We start from the raw sequence: 16,103 nt of genomic DNA, 5'->3' as shown, positions 1-16,103 counted from the left end.
CCTTTAATTTTGCATAAAGTGTTATATTTTCGAGAATCGGGGAACGGACTCGCGGGTCACGACGAACTTTACGCCCATTAAACAAAACTTATGTTAAGCGTTGGTGAGCCAGCGGCCCCAACGCACGTCTTTCACCGCTCCCCGAAACCAGCCCACACCGGTACCATGAACCCACGAGATGGCCTTCTTGACACCCGAGTGAAAGACATTATTCAGTCCAAGTCCGCCCTGGCCGACGACGGCAACGTCCTCACCACGAGCCCTTCGTCGACAGTGTTCGAGTGCATCGGTCGGATGGTCGACCGCGACGTTGGATCCATCGTGGTGATGGAAGACGACATCATCGCCGGCCTCTTCACCGAGCGAAATTACATGCAGAGCATCGCTCTGGAAGGCCGGAGTTCAGACGAGACAGAGGTCCGGGAGGTAATGACCGAGGACGTAGCGATCGTCCGTCCCGACATGCCGCTCGAGGAATGCTTGCGTCTGATGACCAAGCTCCGATGCCGCCACCTTCCGGTGGTTGACGAGGACGGGGATCTAATCGGCATTGTCTCGATCGGGGACGGCGTAAAGCAGATTATCGAGACGGCCCAGAGAGAGACCAGCCGGCTTCGCCAGTACGTCACGGGGACGTACGCTGAATAGCACCTTCCTGGGACCCACGTCAACCCCGCCGATGCAGAGTCGAAGCCCGCTAACAGGGGATCGAAGGTGCCCCCCCACTACCAGTCCTGCTGCGGGCATTCCGGGTCAATGCAGATCGGCCGTGCCGGCGTCGGGGCCCAGAGGAACTGGAGCCCCGTGCCGGAGGGGCTACGAGCGTGTCGACGACGGCTCATCCACGGGAGAGGACGTCATGGCCGGCGGCTCCACAACATTGGGCTGAGCGGGTCGATCCGCGTCCCGTCGCTGCAGCGCCCAGAGCTCCGCGTAGCGCCCCCCTTCGGCCAGCAGCTCGTCGTGCGGGCCCTGTTCCACCAGTCCCCCGTCTTCCATCACGTAAATCGTGTCTGCGTTCTCGATGGTGCTGAGACGGTGCGCGATGACGATGGACGTGAGCCGATCGCCGCGCGCAAAAAGCCCATCGAGGGCGTCCTGAATGACCGCCTCGGACTCGCTGTCGAGGTCGGAGGTTGCCTCGTCGAGCAGGAGGATGCGGGCATCGGTGAGAATGGCACGGGCAATGGCGACGCGCTGCTTCTGCCCACCGGACAGTCGCACCCCCCGCTCTCCAATTTGCGTGTCGTAGCCCTCGACCAACTGCTCGATAAAGCCGTGCGCGTTCGCCATCTGCGCGGCGCGGCGGACCGCTTCGTCGGAGGCGTCAGGCTCGGCGTACCGAATGTTGTCCGCCACTGTGCCCGAGAAGAGGGTCGGGTCTTGGGGCACGAGAGCCACCTGCTCCCGAAGCGTTTGCAGGTCGAACGACCGAAGGTCAATGCCGTCGACGGTCACGCGCCCCTCCTGTGGGTCCCAGAAGCGACCGATGAGGTTGGCCACTGTGCTTTTGCCGGCCCCGGACGATCCCACGAGCGCCGCTGTCTCCCCCGGCTCAATGCGCAGCGAAAGATCCCGAAGCGCCGGCTCCTCGGCATCCGGGTACGAGAAGCGCACCTCCTCCAGCTCCACCGGCCCCACGGGCACCTCCTCACGGTCGCCCCCGGTCTCAGGATCGGTATCGACGAGTTCAGAGAGCCGCTCCAGGGCCGCCATGCCGGCCTGCAGTTTGTCGTTGAAGAACATGACCGACTGCACCGGCCCCTGGAGCTGGCGCTGGTACATGATGAAGGCCGTGAGTTCACCGAGCGAGAGGCTGCCGGTCACCACCATCCAGCCCCCGACGAGCAGGAGGGCCCCGGTCCCGTAGTTGGACGTGATGTTGATGAGGCCTTCCATCTTGCCGACATCCTTACGGCGGTCGAGGTTGATGTCGACGTACCTCTGATTGTGCTTGCCGAAGCGCTCGCGCTCCTGCCCCTCCCCGACGAAGGCCTTCACGACCCGGATGTTGGAGATCGCCTCGGTGGAGGTTGCCGTGAGGCGTGCGACCGTCTCGCGGATGCTGCGGGAGGCGGTGCGGAGGGGCTCCTGGTAGTAGTAGGTGACGAAGGCCAAAATGGGCAGAACCACTAGGTTCACCAGGGCCAGCTTCCAGTTCATCCACACCAGAAGGCCGGCCACCACCAGAATGGCCACGAGCTGACCGGAGAGGCGAGACGCGGCCGCCTGGATCATCCCCTTTAACGCGTTCGGGTCGCTCACGACGCGCGAACTGAGGGAGCCGGACTGCTCACTCGAGAAACGAGAGACTGGGAGCGTCAGCAGGTGATCATAGGCCTGCATGCGCACGTCGCTCACCACCTGCTGCGTGAGGGCAAAGCTCCAGTACATGCCCCCGTACTCCACAATCGCCCGAAAGAGGTAGAACCCGGCGAAGGCAAGCCCAAACCACAGAAACAGTGTACTGCGTCCACCGGGAATCACCACGTCGAACGCGTAGCGCACAAACTGGGGCCCCGCCGCCTCCAGCGCCGCCGAGAAGCTAATTAGCAACGCAACCCCAATTACGCGGGCCTTGTACGGGGACAGTACTCCCCAGAGGCGGCTCAGGATGGCGAGGGTAGACTCGCGGTCGTCGCGGTCAGGAGTAGCCATAGACGTACAACGGAAGAAAAGACAAAGGTGTAGGTGGGTCAGCGGCGATCCGGCACGTGACGTAGGGCCCTGTGCTTGTCAGCGTTCTGACGCTCTCCGGGCGATTCAGTTTTTCGATAGGAGTTTCACGGGCCGCAATTCGGTCAGAGCGGCCACCATCAGCACGTGCTTCCAGGACACCCCGGCCGTCTCCCCCGAGGACGTCGCAGACTCCTGCCGGTGCGTGGCGGCGTCCAGCGCGGCGCGGTGTGCCGTCTGCTCCACCAGGTGGCTAACGAGATGCTCGGTGGACACCTGCACCCCCGTTCCAAAACGACGCCCCTGATTGGAGGCACCGAGCTCTTGCTCAAAAAAGTCGCGAAGGGGAGACTGAACAGTCATGGACTTGAAGGTCGGTTTTGGGGACGGCATATGTCAACTCAGCGGCCGTGGGGCTCTCACGCCTTACCGGGAGCCTCTTCGGTTCGGTATTGCCGGTGGTAGAGTACGTATGAGGTCATCAGAAGCGCAAATGCCGCCGCTGGCAGGATGAGGTCGGACAAAAGATCTCCAAGCGCTGCGTGTGCGACGACGGCAGAAACAAAGCTAATCGTGAAGCCGGCGTGAGCCCGATCCTTTCAGGGCGCGCGGCGGCGGGGTGACCAGTACGTTCGCGCTCGCGAGCACAGCCACTCCAGGTTCAACCCGGAGGTGATCGAGAAAGCCAAGCCGACCGAGCATGGCCGCCGTGCCGTCGGTGACGAGGCAGAGTGTTCTCGAGACGGCCATGACGGGATCCACGAGCCCAGTGGATCCCCAGTAGAGGCACTTTGTGCGCACCTGGCCAAAAGCCTCCACTTAGTCGGACGACCCGTTCGCGACGATATCCGCCGAGGTCTCCCACTCATCCTCGAACACGAACTCGTCGAGCGACCGGCGGGAGCGGGGCGACTGTTCGGTCGTCTGCTTGTCCTCGCTCAGCGTCTCGGGATCCCCCAGGTATCCCACCGCAAGGCCCGCCATCGGCTCGAAGTCGTCCGGCACGTCGTAGGTCTCGCGGGCCACGTCCTTGTGAATGCCAGCCATCTGGTGAACGTAGAGGTCCATCTCCGTCGCCTGAAATGTGAGCGCGGCGGAGGCAGCACCCACGTCGTGGGGCGCGCACCGGTTTGGGCGGCCGTTCCCCGCAAACGTCTCCCTGTAGAAGGACATCATCAGCACCGGCGCATCCTGGGCCCAGGCCTGATTTGCGTCGATGAGGCAGTCGAGGAGCCGTTCGTGCGCCTCCGGATCGTCATGTTGCGACGCAATGACGTACCGCCACGGCTGCTCGTTGTAGGAGGACATCGTCCACCGCGCCGCCTCCAACATGCGCCGGATCTTCTCCGGCTCCACACGTTGATCGGCGAACGCACGGGGACTCCACCGCTCGCGGAAGAGAGGGAGGATGTCGTGGTCGGGATCGGCCGTCTTCGGATGCTGCGCGGTCGAAGAGGGTGCCATGGAATCGAGTGGGCGAGCGTGGGATAGTGAAAATCGGTGTGGACGAGTAGCCCGTCGTTCTGGACCGTCTGTTTCAACCTCGCTGCCTCAAAACCCTTTTTGGAACGAGTGTTCCAGATTCGGTCATCACGTTCTTGTGACGCAGTCTAATCTGGGCAAGGCCGCTGGGGGTCACGGCGTCGAATTGGGCGACGAACACGTCAGTCCCCGGAGGGTCTCCTCAACGATGTCCTGCACAACCTCATCGGGTGGGTCCGTCTTGGCGGTCAGATGGATGCCGTTGTAGACGTTTGTGAGATGGCAGCCAAGCGCCTCTGCGTCTCGGGACGAGTCGATCGCCCCCTCCGCCTGGGCCTGCTCTACGGCCGTCCGGAACAGGGAGCGCATTTTCGCAAAGCTTTTCTGCGCCCGCTCCTGGGTCGACGCGTCGCGCGGGGCACACTCCACCGCCGCGTTGGTCGTAAAGCACCCGCAGCAGCTCTCCGTCGCCCGCTCCGCCACCGCCACGAAGGCCTGCCGAATGCCCTCTACCGCCGTGGGCGCCTCTTGAAGCTGCCCTTGCAGCCACTCAATGTCCTCCTGGCGGTAGCGGTCAAGTGCCTCGAGGTACAGGTCATGCTTGCCCCCGAAGGCATTGTACAGACTACTGCGGTTGAGGCCTAGGTGATCGACCAGGTCCTGGACGCTGGTCGATTCGTACCCCTTTTCCCAGAAGAGCTGCATCGCCTGCTCAACCTTAGCGTCGCGGTCGAACGTCGGGGATCGGGGCATGAGGAGGGTAGAGCCATGATGGAGAGTAAATTCTATTTTATGAAACGGTCGTTTCAACTAGATGTTCAGCAGGGCCTTTGGGGGCCGAGGTGTTGAGGGCCTGCCTGGGGCGTTTGGACGAACGGCCCCCGACTCCTATCTTTGTTTTGGTATTGCCTACATCATTCTCGGCGAAATTCTTTTTTTGGTCGTTCGCTGGCGCCGAGATTCCGAACGGGCGACTCTCTCCTCTTCAGGACTCACCCTTTTCCATCTCTTCAATTCCGTCCATGTCCGTCACCATCGACGACGTTCGTGCTGCCCGTGAGCGCCTGGACGATCCGTCTGTCGTCCGCAAGACGCCGATCGACTCCTGTCACTCGCTCTCGGAGCTGTCCGGGGCCGTTGCCATCCTCAAGATGGAGCACCTGCAGCGTACGGGGTCGTTCAAGACGCGAGGGGCCTACAACAAGCTCGCACAGGTGGCATCGGGGACCGTCGAGCGGGTAGTGGCCGCCAGTGCCGGCAACCATGCCCAGGGGGTTGCCCTGGCGGCGACGACAGTCGATCTGCCGTCGACCATCGTCATGCCCCGGAATGCGCCCCAGGCAAAGGTTGACGCGACGCGCAGCTACGGGGCGGACGTGGAGCTGACGGGCGACACGTTTCAGGAGGCGATGACCCGCGCTCGGCAGTTGGCCCAGGGCGACGACGTGCTCTTCGTCCACGCGTACGACGACCCGGACATCGTCGCGGGGCAGGGCACTCTCGGGTTCGAACTCCACGAACAGGTGCCCGACGTCGATACTGTAATTGCGCCGATCGGGGGCGGGGGGCTCATCGGCGGCATCAGCACGGCTCTCGCGGACATTGCCCCGGACGTGCGGGTGGTGGGCGTTCAGGCCGAGGGCGCCGCAACCGTTCCTCAAAGCCTCGCGAAGGGCGTTCCGGTGCCCATCGACCACCCCGATACCATTGCGGACGGCATCGCCACTGGCGGGGTGTCCGAGCTCACCCTGGACCTCATTGACAATCACGTCGACGAGGTTCTCACCGTCACCGACGGCGAAATTGCGGGCGCCATCCTGCTGTTGCTCGAACGGGCGAAGCAGTTGGTGGAAGGCGCAGGGGCCGCTCCGGTGGCCGCACTGTTGTCCGACAAGCTTGACGTGACGGGCGAGACGGTCGTCCCCCTCCTGTGTGGCGGCAACATCGATCCGGCGCGACTGCAGGAGGTCCTGGACCACGCCATGGCCGACCGCATCCAACTCCTCCGTCTTCGGGTTCGCATCGACGACCAGCCGGGGAAGATGGCCGATATTTCCCAGCGCATCGCCGGTCAGGGCGCAAACATCCGGCATGTGCGCCACGAACGAGCGGTACACGGCCTTGACGTGGGGGAGGCGTATCTCGTGTTCGAGGTCATTACCAGCGGTCGGGGCCAGGCCGAAAACACCATCGCGACCATCGAGGACGACGGCTACGAGGTAGAACGAGTCAACTAACCGACGCTCACTTGTTTTTCGTTCGTAAAAACGCCTCGGGCGCGATCGAGTAGCAATAGACCCTTGACTGACCTAACCAGAGTACGCATTCATACCATGGCGCCTTACTCGCTCCGGGAACACACTGCTCTGAGGCGCCCCATATACCGTGTCCTCCGGTTCTAAGGCAACCTCTCACGGTGAAGGCCGAATGCGACGGATTGTCGGGCCGTCCTTCCGGACTTGCCTGGATGGTGTCAGGCTCTTCCACGCTCTCGACGGCCTATGCCGAAGTGACAGCCCCTGGTCCAGTTGTGCACGGCTGGTGTAGATGTTGCCGAACACACGGATTGTCGTTTGCCATTGCTTTCTGAACAAGCTCTTCCCTCTATGCACTACTGCCTACAGGATCCCCAGAATCAGGTGGTCGGGTTTGTGCTCGACGCCGATCAGCTCGGCCACGAGATCTACCGCATTCTTGACTGGTCCGACGAACACTTTGAGACCTACTCAGTCGACCAGACCGACGGGCGCGTCCACGTACGCTCCGCCGACATTGAGGACGAGTCAAACCTCCACACCGAGCCGCTGTCCGTGGGCGACCGCACCCCTGCCTCCGACGGCAGCCACGATGAGGACGGCGACGGAGGAGAAGCCGAGCCCATCGGGATGTAGCTCCTCGCCCGGGACGCCCTCGTGCCCCCTGTCCCGGCCCCGAACCCATTGTCCGGGCGGCCATGTTGTTTGTGCGTACCGCCGATGGACCTGTCGATCCGACCCTGCCCATCATGAGCCGCCCCCGCCACATCCCCGAGGCCGTTCGGCGACGAGTCGAGTACTTCGACGGGCAGACGTGTCGGGAGTGCGGACGCACGATCGATGGCGCGTCTCTGCGGAAGCACCTCGACCACCGGGAGGCCTTCTCGGACGGCGGGGAGCACGCCGTTTTCAACCTCGACCCGCTGTGCCACGAGTGCAACCGGGCAAAGGGGGACGAACCAACCGAACGGACGAGGGCCCTCCGAGCACAGCACGACCGGGAGCGCGCGAAAATCCAGGAGTACTTCCAGGACACCGATGCCCACATCGTGGGCAACAACCAACTGCGAACGCCACAGGAAGAAGGGTACCTGGCGCTGCGCGATCACTTCGGTGCGGAATGCGCGACGCAGCCTCCGGCCATGGTCGTCTTGCCCACGGGCTGTGGGAAGTCGGGCCTTATCGCCTGCGCTCCATTCGGGATCGCGGAGGGTCGCGTCCTGGTGGTCGCGCCGAACCTGACGATCAAAGACGGCCTGGCGGAAGGCACCTTCGGCGGCGCCGGCAGCTTCTACCATTTCTGCGACGTACTGCCACCAGATGCACGCCTGCCCCGCGTGGTGGCGTTGGAGCGGGGCCGCGTGAACGAGGAAGACTGCCGCCGGGCGGACGTGATCGTGGCGAACGTGCAACAGCTGCAGGGCTGGCTGCCTCTTTTCCCCTCCGATTTCTTCGACCTCGTTCTGGTGGACGAGGCGCACCACGCCCCTGCCGACTCGTGGCAGAACGTCAATCAGGCGTTCCCCGACGCAAAGAAGATCTACTGCACGGCCACCCCATTTCGGAGCGACGAGCGTCCCATCCGTGCCGAGCCAGTCTATCGCTACTCCCTGGCCGACGCCATCAACGCCGGGTACGTCAAAAACATCGTCCGGGTCGACGCGGTGGCGTCCGAAATGACATTTACCGTGGAGGGCGACGAACAGTCGTTCACCCGCCAGGAGATCATGGACCTGCGCGAGGAGACGTGGTTTTCGCGGGGCGTGGCGCTGTCGGACATTTGCAACGAGACGATCGTGGACCGCAGCGTGCAGCTCCTCCAGGCCAAGAACCGGCGCGGCACCGAGCAGCACCAGATTCTCGCCGCGGCCTGCTCCATTCGCCACGCCGAGCAGGTAGCGGCCCTCTACCAGAGCCGCGGCGCCAAAGCCTCCTTCGTAGCAAGCCGCGGCATGACGACCGAGGAGCGTGAACGCCGCCTCCGCGCCTACGAGCACGGCGACCTTGACGCCATGGTCCACGTCGGCATTCTGGGGGAGGGCTACGATAACAAAAACATCTCCGTCGCGGCCCTTTTCCGTCCATTTCGTTCTGTCGCCCCCTACACCCAGTTCGTGGGCCGGGCCCTCCGCGCCCTGCCCGACGGCAACGACACCGACAACCTCGCGCACGTGGTGGCCCACACGGGCCTCAACCAGGACGATCACTGGCAGTACTTTAAGCATGAAACCGAGGAGGCACAGGTGCTGGCCGACCTCGACGATTGGGCCCGGGCCCACGACGACGAAGACGAGACCCAGGGGACGGACGCGGACGAGTCTCAAAGCCGAGGCGCGAGCGACCCCGCGGAGGTAAAAAGCGAGGAGATTGAGGGCTTCGACGTGGACGCCTATCTCCCCGTGGACGGGCCCGAGGCCGAGGCCACCCGAGAGCACCTCGACGATGTGGAACAGGCCCTCGACGCCCTCGAAGAGCAAGGGCTCAACGTGCCGGACGCCGACGAGATCAAACAGGAGATCGTAGACCGCAATCATCCGCTCGGCGACGAAGACCTGCCGCCCCCGCCCAACCGCCCGGCCCGCGAGCGGCACGCCTACCGCACGATGTTGAATCACGCCATTCGCAGCGCCGCGGGCACCGTCTTGCATCGGCTCAACCCGTCTTCGGACGAGGCCCTCGTCGGTGTCGTGGGCCAGGGCGACGAGGAGAACAACGTCGAGGTTGTGATTCGCATGCTGCACCGGCGCGTGAACGCCGCGGTGGGCCGCGACGACGAGGCAAAAGGCCGCAACGCGTGGCCCCTGGCCGCCCTGAAGACGGCAAAGGAGAACGTCCCCGAAATCCGGGACGCCGTGCTCGCGCACATCGGCGATGCCATTGGGAGCGATGCCCCGGAAGACCCGGACACTGCATCCTCTCCGAACCCCAACCAGACAAGCGAGGAGTCCTCGGAGGATGCGTGGAGGGCCGACGACGTAGACTGGGGCGATCCCTTCTCGTCCTAACCCTGGACGGCGCCGGCCGTCCTTCTGCGCTCGCGGGAGCACTGCTCCACGCCCCCTCGTCGAAGACCGTCACTCGTTTCATTCCGCCCCGTAGCGCGGATGCTGCCATCCTCTTCGTTTCGGTCCCCCGCACAGACCCTCTTTGTCGTCCTCTTGGTTGGAGCGTGCCTTACGGTTGAGGGAGGCATGGTCCCCGGCGCAGCGGCACAGGATGTACGGGTGGGCCTCCGCACAGGGCCCACCTTCGGGTTTCTGAGCGACGGCAAAGTCCCCTTCACCGGGGGACGGCGCACAACCAATGCAAACCCGCGGCTCGACCTGCATGCCGGGGCCTTCCTGGTCGCCCCGCTCACCGACTCCTACGCGCTCCAGCCGGAACTGCTTTACATCCGGAAGGGCGGCCACTTCTCTGAGCCTTTGTCTGAGCGGTACTCCGTGGAGCGGTACCGCCTATCGTACATCCAGGGCTCGATGCTCGGGCGGCGCGCCCTCCCGGTTCGGGGCCGTCTGTCCGCTCACGCCGTGGCGGGGCTCTCCGTAGACGTGGCACTCGGGGGCACCGTGCAGCGCAATGCGCGCTCCGCCCGGGGAGTCTTCGAAGACCGTATCGACCTCCTCGCCGACGACGATCTTCGACGCTGGGACGTGGGGATTGTCGTGGGGGCAGGGTTCGGGTACGGCATTGGTGCCACTGGGCGCCTGGGCCTTGAGCTCCGGTACAACCCAGGCCTCCGCTCGGTTTTTGCCGGGTCCGAAGATGCTTTGGGCCCCTCGACGGACGCGGAGGCATTTCCGCTGTCCTCCCCCCCGTCCACGCTCCGTCACGACGTGGTCACCGCCAGCCTCACGTACACCGTGCCCCTGCAACTCTTTTAGCAGGGCCGGCGCCGCCCTACTCGGACTCGGGCGCGAGCAGGGTTCCTCGCACGTACGGCCCCGCCAGTGTAAGGATGCGGCCCACCATCAGCGTCGTGATGCCCCACCACACCCCGACGAGGCCCCAGCCCATCGGGTTCACCAGAAGCAGCACGACGGCCGCCGCCAGGGCCGTTCCAATCATGGCCTTGGCCAGGTACGGAAACGCCTCCGCCCCCATGTAGATGCCGTCCCCGACGAAGACGAGGCCGTTCAGGGGCTGGAGCACCACCACGAAGAAGTACACGTCGAGAAGCGCCGCGACTGTATCGGGGTCGTCGGTGAAAAAGGTGGGCAGGATGGGCCGCAGGGCCCAGAACCCGAGCCCAAGCCCCACGCCCACGGCCAGCCCCCACTGCACCAGCCGGTTGGCGACCTCGCGAGCCGATTCCGGGTCATCCGAGCCGAGGTGCTTCGATACGAGGGCCTGTGCCGCCACGGCCAGTGCGTCGACCAGAAGGGCGAGGAAGGTCCAGAGTTGAGCCGCAACTTGATGCGCCGCCACGGCCGTCACGCCCACGCGGGCCGCCATGGCCGTCGCCAGCGTCATGGTGCCCACGAGCGAGGCCGTACGCAGGAACAGGTCGCGCCCCACCTTCAAGAATGGCACGAGCGTGTGGGGGGCCGGCCACCGCAGCGTGATCCCGAGTTCGTCTCGCCGCGTGTAGAGGAGCAGGTACAGAAACGTAAGTGCGCCCACCCACTGCCCAATGGCCGTCGCCGCCGCAGCCCCCGCCAGCCCCCAGTCGAAGACGAAAATGAGGACCGGGTCGAGCCCCCCATTCACGACGTTGAAGCCGAGCGTCACCACCATGGGGGTGCGGGTGTCCTGGTACCCCCGAAAGGCCCCATGGCTGGCCGTAATGAGGAGCACCGCCGGACCGGCCAGGGCGCGAATGCGCAGGTAGGACAGGGCCGGGGCCATCAATTCCTCGCTCGCCCCCATTACGGTCAAGATGGGACGGGCCAGGGCCTGCAGGGCGATGAGGGCCACGATGCCGACCGCGACGGCAAGCACGAGCGCCCGAACGACCACCCGCCCCGCCTCTTCTCGCTCGTCGTTGCCCACGGCCCGGCCCACGCGCGGCGTGGTGCCGTACGCGAGGAAATTGAAGACGACGAACGTCATCGAAAAGATCGACGTGTTCACCCCGAGGGCCCCCAGGGGGACGCGTCCCAGCTGTCCCACGAACGCGGTGTCGACCAGCGAGACGAGCGGTCCGGCAGCGAGCCCTGCGAGGGCCGGCACCGCTAGGTCCAAAATATCACGATCGTACGGACTCGAAAGGACCAAGTGTACCGACCTCACACACGTTCGACTGGACGACGAAGCCACACTGTTCTTCAACTCCCACCGCCGATAGATTCATTCGTGCCCCGGGCCCTCGCCCGTCCCTCGGAATTCACTGAGGGGCTATACAGTCTCCACTGTGCCAGAGACATCCGACAGGCACGAGGCGCTTTGACCAGAAGTGATGTACGGCGTTTTTTGTAGCCCGGACGGGTTGCACGGGAAAGGCGCTGGGGCCTCATCGAAAGAAATACACTCGAGAGCGCTTTCGGTATGCCGGACGTGCTTACTTCGATTCTGCGTATGCAGGATGGCTTTTTCGGGTCAGGTCCGGCCACCTGTCCAGAGCCCCCACATTTGGTTTCAGTCCGAAAGCTTTCCGCCCCCGGCCTCTTTCGTCCAGTGGAGAGCGCTTTTATTTTGCACCAGGGCCATTTTGCTGCGCTGCGAGCCTCGCCACCTTCGAAAAACCGGCGAAAGGGGAGGCTGGGGGCGGATGATAATAGTTCGATAACAACAGCGACGCGGACCTGAAGGTAGGATCGAACGTCTCACAGTCTTCAGGATGATTGGCTTCATACACTGTGACGGAACAGCAGCTCGGAACGAAAGAGTCCACTATCCTCGTCGTCGACGACGAGGAAGACTTGCTTAGCCTCGTGGAGTACAATCTGGATCAGGAGGGTTTTGGCGTCGTGCTCGCCCGAGATGGGGTAGAGGCACTTGAACAGGCACGCGAGCATGACCCGGACCTCATCATTCTCGACATCATGATGCCCAAGATGGACGGCATTGAGGTGTGCGAAAAGCTCCGCAAAGATGCCCACCTCCGTACCATCCCGATCATGATGCTGACCGCCCGCAATGAGGAGGACGACAAGGTGCAGGGGCTCGACGTGGGCGCCGATATCTACCTCGGAAAGCCGGTCTCTGTCTCCGTCATCGTCAGCCAGACCAGGGCCCTACTGCGCAGCGCCCACCGCTACGAGGACCCTCCCGATCAAATTGAGGTACACAATCTGCGGGTGGATCGGGACCGTTACCTCGTCTACCAGGAGAACGGAGACGGCGAGACGGAGATGCGCTTTCCCCGAAAAGAGTTCGAGCTGCTCTACTTTCTGGCCTCACATCCCGGCCGCGTGTTCTCCCGCCAAGAGATCCTCGATGAGGTGTGGGGACGCGACGTCTACGTCGTTGACCGGACCGTGGATGTCCACATCCGCAAAATCCGTGAGAAGATCGGCAGCGAATACATTGAAACCGTCAAGGGCGTTGGGTACCGGATGAAGGAATAGGGGCTCAGCGCGACGAACAGGGCTTTCTCTTGGCCCGAATGAGCATTATGATTGATTCGACACACCCACCGTCGTCCTCTTCTTTACGTCTTCTCTGCTACAATGCCTAGGTTGCAACTTCTTCTCTCGCGATGCTCTCCGGCCTCCGCATCGGCCCTGACCGGAATCATTGTGCTGGCAGTCGTGCTCGTTGGCTGTGGCGGCTCGTCGGTTGACTCGGTAAGCATCGACGGCTCCAGCACCGTCTTCCCCCTCACGGAGGCCGTCGCGGAGGAGTTCATGGAAGATAGTCAGGGCGCCCGGGTGAACGTGGGGGTGAGCGGCACCGGCGGCGGGTTCTCAAAATTTCTGCGGGGGGAGACGGCCATCAACGATGCCTCCCGCCCCATTGCCCCAAACGAGATTGAGAAGGCGGAGGCGAACGGCATCGAGTTCATTGAAATCCCGGTCGCCTACGACGGGCTGGCCGTCGTGGTGCACCCCGAAAACGATTGGGCCAGCTGCCTGACCGCCGGCGAGCTTCGCGAGATTTGGAAGCCAAACAGTTCGATCGACCGCTGGAACCAGATTCGCGACTCCTATCCGGACCGGCCCATAGAGCTGTACGGGCCCGGCACGGCCAGTGGCACCTACGACTACTTTACGGAGGCAATCGTGGGGGAGGCGGAGGCCAGCCGCTCCGACTTCACGGCAAGTGAGGACGACAACGTGCTCGTTCAGGGCATCACGGGCACGGAAACGGCACTCGGATACTTCGGGCTGGCCTACTACGAAAACAACGCCGACCAGCTGAAGGCCCTGGGCATCGATCCGGACGACCGGGACGGCGGGACGTCCTGTGTGTCTCCGAGTGCGGAGACCGTCAAGAACGGGAATTACCGTCCGCTCTCACGTCCACTCTTCATCTACGTCAACCCCGCGAAGGTCACCCCGACCGTCGAGAAGTTCGTCACGTTCTACCTACAGAACGCCGGCGAGCTGGCCTCCGACGTGGGCTACGTGTCGATGCCCGACGACGCGTACGACCTGGCCCTCCAGCGCTTTCAGGACCGAACGAGCGGAACGGTCTTCGGGGCGGAGGGCGTGGACGCGACGGGCACGCAGGTGGAGGAGATGCTCCGTAAGGCAGCTGAAGGCACAGCACCATCCGACACGATGGCCGCCGAGTAAGTCCCTGCCCGGTCGCGAGCATCCTGAACAGGCTTTGCCTCTATGAGCACGCCCACTTCTTCCCCCCCAAAACCCGCGAACGACGAGACGACGGCCGACCGGCCGGCCCAGGATCTGCGCCAGCAGGTCTACGATAGCCCGAAAGAAAAGCTCATTGAGTACGTGCTCGGGGCGTGCGCCCTCGTCAGTGTGCTCACGACGCTCGGGATTGCGGCCGTCCTGGTCATCGAGTCGATTCCATTTTTCCAGACGGTGGCCCTGACGGAATTCTTTGGGGACACCCAATGGACGCCTCAGTTTTCGGAGAAGCACTTCGGCATCTGGGCCCTGCTGGCAGGCACGTTGCTCGTAACCGTAATTTCGGCGGTGGTGGCCCTTCCCGTGGGCCTTGCCAGTGCCATCTTCATTTCGGAATACGCCTCCAAATGGGTCCGGAAGGTTCTGAAGCCGAGCCTGGAGTTGCTGGCCGGCGTGCCGACCGTCGTGTACGGGTACTTTGCCCTCACCTTCGTCACCCCACTCCTGCAGACGGTCGTTCCAGGCCTCGGCGTCTATAACGCTCTCAGCGCAGGCGTTGTCGTCGGAATTATGATTATTCCGATGGTGGCCTCCCTCAGCGAAGATGCCCTTCAGGCCGTCCCCGATAGCCTCTCGCAGGCGGCCTACGCCCTCGGGGCCACGAAGTACGAGACGGTGGTGCGCGTGAACGTGCCTGCTGCCTTCAGCGGCATCATGGCGAGCTTTATTCTGGCGGTAAGCCGAGCCATCGGGGAGACCATGATCGTGACCCTGGCGGCGGGAGCGACCCCGAAGGCGACCCTCGACCCTACGCAGTCCATTCAGACCATGACAGCCTTTATCGTGCAGGTGAGCAAGGGGGACACGCCACAGGGGACGATCGTCTACCAGAGCATCTTTGCCGTCGGCCTGATGCTCTTCCTGATCACCCTTGCCCTAAACATCTTTGCCAACCGCATCACCCTTCACTACCAGGAGGAGTACTGAGGCGTTGTGCTTGTGGGCGTCGACCACACACGCCCTCGCTGCTACCCGTTCGAACACCCGAGCATCCAATCCGCGCACCTCGATGGAGCCTTCCGAAGACGGATCATTTCAGACCCACCGTTCTCGCCGCAAGCGCATCGGGATCATCCTGGCCGGCGTCCTCTTCCTGGCCACGATCTTCGGCGTGGTCGTGCTCGTGACGCTTCTGGTGGACGTCGTCACCTCGGGCGTGCCCTGGCTCGACGTGCAGTTTCTCAGTAGCTTTCCGTCCCGAAAGGCGCAGGAGGCGGGCATCAAGTCTGCCCTGGTCGGCTCGCTCTGGCTGATGGGGCTTACCGCTCTCATTTCGGTACCGCTGGGGGTGGCCTCCGCCGTGTACCTCGAAGAATACGCGCGGGACGGCTGGCTTCTGCGCCTGATTCAGATCAACATTGCCAACCTCGCCGGGGTCCCCTCGGTGGTATACGGCATTCTGGGACTCGCCCTCTTCGTGCGTTTCGCGGCGCTGGAACAGAGCCTCCTGGCCGGGGCCCTGACGCTTAGCCTGCTCATCCTGCCCATCATCATTATCAGCACCCAGGAGGCCCTCCGAAGCATTCCGAGCGGCATCCGCGAGAATGCCTATGCCCTCGGTGCCACGCGCTCGCAGGTCATCTGGAGCCACGTCCTGCCGATGGCCGCCCCCGGCATCTTCACCGGGGTCATTCTCGCGCTCAGCCGGGCCATCGGGGAAACGGCGCCCCTCATCCTCATCGGGGCACTCACCTTCGTTCCGTTCCTTCCCCGCGGGGCCCTGGATCAGTTCACCGCGCTTCCGATTCAGATCTTTAACTGGACGGCCCGCCCCCAGGCCGAGTTTGAGGGCCTGGCGGCCGCCGCCATCGTGGTGCTTATGATTCTCTTGTTCACGATGAACCTGACGGCCATCCTGCTACGCAACTACTTCGAAGAGCGTCGTGCCGGCTCCTAAGTCCGCCGCCACGCTCCCGCCCTGCTCGCACGACCGATT

The 16,103-nt window shown here is 63.7% G+C and carries 14 protein-coding genes; 9 read left to right on the top strand and 5 right to left on the bottom strand.

Annotated elements, in window-relative coordinates; translation table 11 throughout:
• The first annotated feature begins 165 nt into the window (after nt 1–165).
• Nucleotides 166–648 (top strand): CBS domain-containing protein, encoded by a 483-nt coding sequence (locus OJB03_RS05880; RefSeq protein ID WP_263785934.1) that lies wholly within the window; start codon nt 166–168, stop codon nt 646–648.
• 168 nt (nt 649–816) lie between these two features.
• Here OJB03_RS05880 and OJB03_RS05875 read toward each other — a convergent pair whose 3' ends face one another.
• The 4 genes from OJB03_RS05875 to OJB03_RS05860 all read right to left on the bottom strand — a co-directional run bounded on the left by OJB03_RS05875 (nt 817) and on the right by OJB03_RS05860 (nt 4,911).
• Nucleotides 817–2,658: an ABC transporter ATP-binding protein gene (locus OJB03_RS05875; RefSeq protein ID WP_263785932.1), complete on the bottom strand. Its 1,842-nt coding sequence runs from the start codon at nt 2,656–2,658 to the stop codon at nt 817–819.
• A gap of 105 nt (nt 2,659–2,763) precedes the next feature.
• The gene (locus tag OJB03_RS05870; RefSeq protein WP_263785931.1) at nt 2,764–3,039 is read right to left on the bottom strand and encodes a hypothetical protein; all 276 of its coding nucleotides are present in this window, start codon (nt 3,037–3,039) and stop codon (nt 2,764–2,766) included.
• Between the two features lie 456 nt (nt 3,040–3,495).
• Nucleotides 3,496–4,140 carry a nitroreductase family protein gene (locus tag OJB03_RS05865; RefSeq protein WP_263785929.1) on the bottom strand — a complete coding sequence of 215 codons (645 nt, stop codon included), beginning with the start codon at nt 4,138–4,140 and terminating at the stop codon, nt 3,496–3,498.
• Between the two features lie 171 nt (nt 4,141–4,311).
• Complete coding sequence (locus tag OJB03_RS05860) at nt 4,312–4,911, bottom strand: TetR/AcrR family transcriptional regulator (protein WP_263785927.1); 600 nt, start codon at nt 4,909–4,911, stop codon at nt 4,312–4,314.
• A 269-nt stretch (nt 4,912–5,180) separates the two neighbouring features.
• Between OJB03_RS05860 and ilvA the strand changes: the two genes are divergently transcribed.
• The 4 genes from ilvA to OJB03_RS05840 all read left to right on the top strand — a co-directional run bounded on the left by ilvA (nt 5,181) and on the right by OJB03_RS05840 (nt 10,294).
• Nucleotides 5,181–6,395, top strand: coding sequence for a threonine ammonia-lyase (gene ilvA, locus OJB03_RS05855; RefSeq protein ID WP_263785925.1), 1,215 nt, complete (start codon nt 5,181–5,183; stop codon nt 6,393–6,395).
• 369 nt (nt 6,396–6,764) lie between these two features.
• Entirely contained in the window at nt 6,765–7,049 is a 285-nt protein-coding gene (locus OJB03_RS05850; RefSeq protein WP_263785921.1) for a hypothetical protein, read from the top strand.
• A 62-nt stretch (nt 7,050–7,111) separates the two neighbouring features.
• Nucleotides 7,112–9,418, top strand: a complete 2,307-nt coding sequence (locus OJB03_RS05845) for a DEAD/DEAH box helicase family protein (protein ID WP_263785920.1) — start codon at nt 7,112–7,114, stop codon at nt 9,416–9,418.
• 99 nt (nt 9,419–9,517) lie between these two features.
• On the top strand, nt 9,518–10,294 hold the full coding sequence (locus tag OJB03_RS05840) for a porin family protein (protein WP_263785919.1): 777 nt from the start codon (nt 9,518–9,520) through the stop codon (nt 10,292–10,294).
• Between the two features lie 16 nt (nt 10,295–10,310).
• On the opposite strand, the gene OJB03_RS05835 is transcribed toward OJB03_RS05840, so the two are convergent.
• Nucleotides 10,311–11,642 (bottom strand): MATE family efflux transporter, encoded by a 1,332-nt coding sequence (locus OJB03_RS05835; RefSeq protein ID WP_263785918.1) that lies wholly within the window; start codon nt 11,640–11,642, stop codon nt 10,311–10,313.
• Between the two features lie 566 nt (nt 11,643–12,208).
• Between OJB03_RS05835 and OJB03_RS05830 the strand changes: the two genes are divergently transcribed.
• The 4 genes from OJB03_RS05830 (at nt 12,209) to pstA (ending at nt 16,064) form a co-directional block, all read left to right on the top strand.
• Nucleotides 12,209–12,919, top strand: a complete 711-nt coding sequence (locus OJB03_RS05830; RefSeq protein ID WP_263785917.1) for a response regulator — start codon at nt 12,209–12,211, stop codon at nt 12,917–12,919.
• 102 nt (nt 12,920–13,021) lie between these two features.
• A complete protein-coding gene (locus OJB03_RS05825) occupies nt 13,022–14,089 on the top strand; it encodes a PstS family phosphate ABC transporter substrate-binding protein (RefSeq protein WP_263785916.1) in 1,068 nt (355 codons plus the stop codon).
• 42 nt (nt 14,090–14,131) lie between these two features.
• Nucleotides 14,132–15,094: a phosphate ABC transporter permease subunit PstC gene (pstC, locus tag OJB03_RS05820; RefSeq protein ID WP_263785915.1), complete on the top strand. Its 963-nt coding sequence runs from the start codon at nt 14,132–14,134 to the stop codon at nt 15,092–15,094.
• Nucleotides 15,095–15,176: 82 nt separating this feature from the next.
• Nucleotides 15,177–16,064 (top strand): phosphate ABC transporter permease PstA, encoded by an 888-nt coding sequence (pstA, locus tag OJB03_RS05815; protein ID WP_263785914.1) that lies wholly within the window; start codon nt 15,177–15,179, stop codon nt 16,062–16,064.
• Nucleotides 16,065–16,103: the final 39 nt, after the last annotated feature.

The sequence above is a fragment of the Salinibacter grassmerensis genome (assembly GCF_947077765.1).
Lineage (GTDB): Bacteria > Bacteroidota > Rhodothermia > Rhodothermales > Salinibacteraceae > Salinibacter > Salinibacter grassmerensis.
The sequence above is the reverse complement of the archived record's forward strand: the minus strand, read 5'-3'. Positions and strand labels throughout refer to the sequence as shown.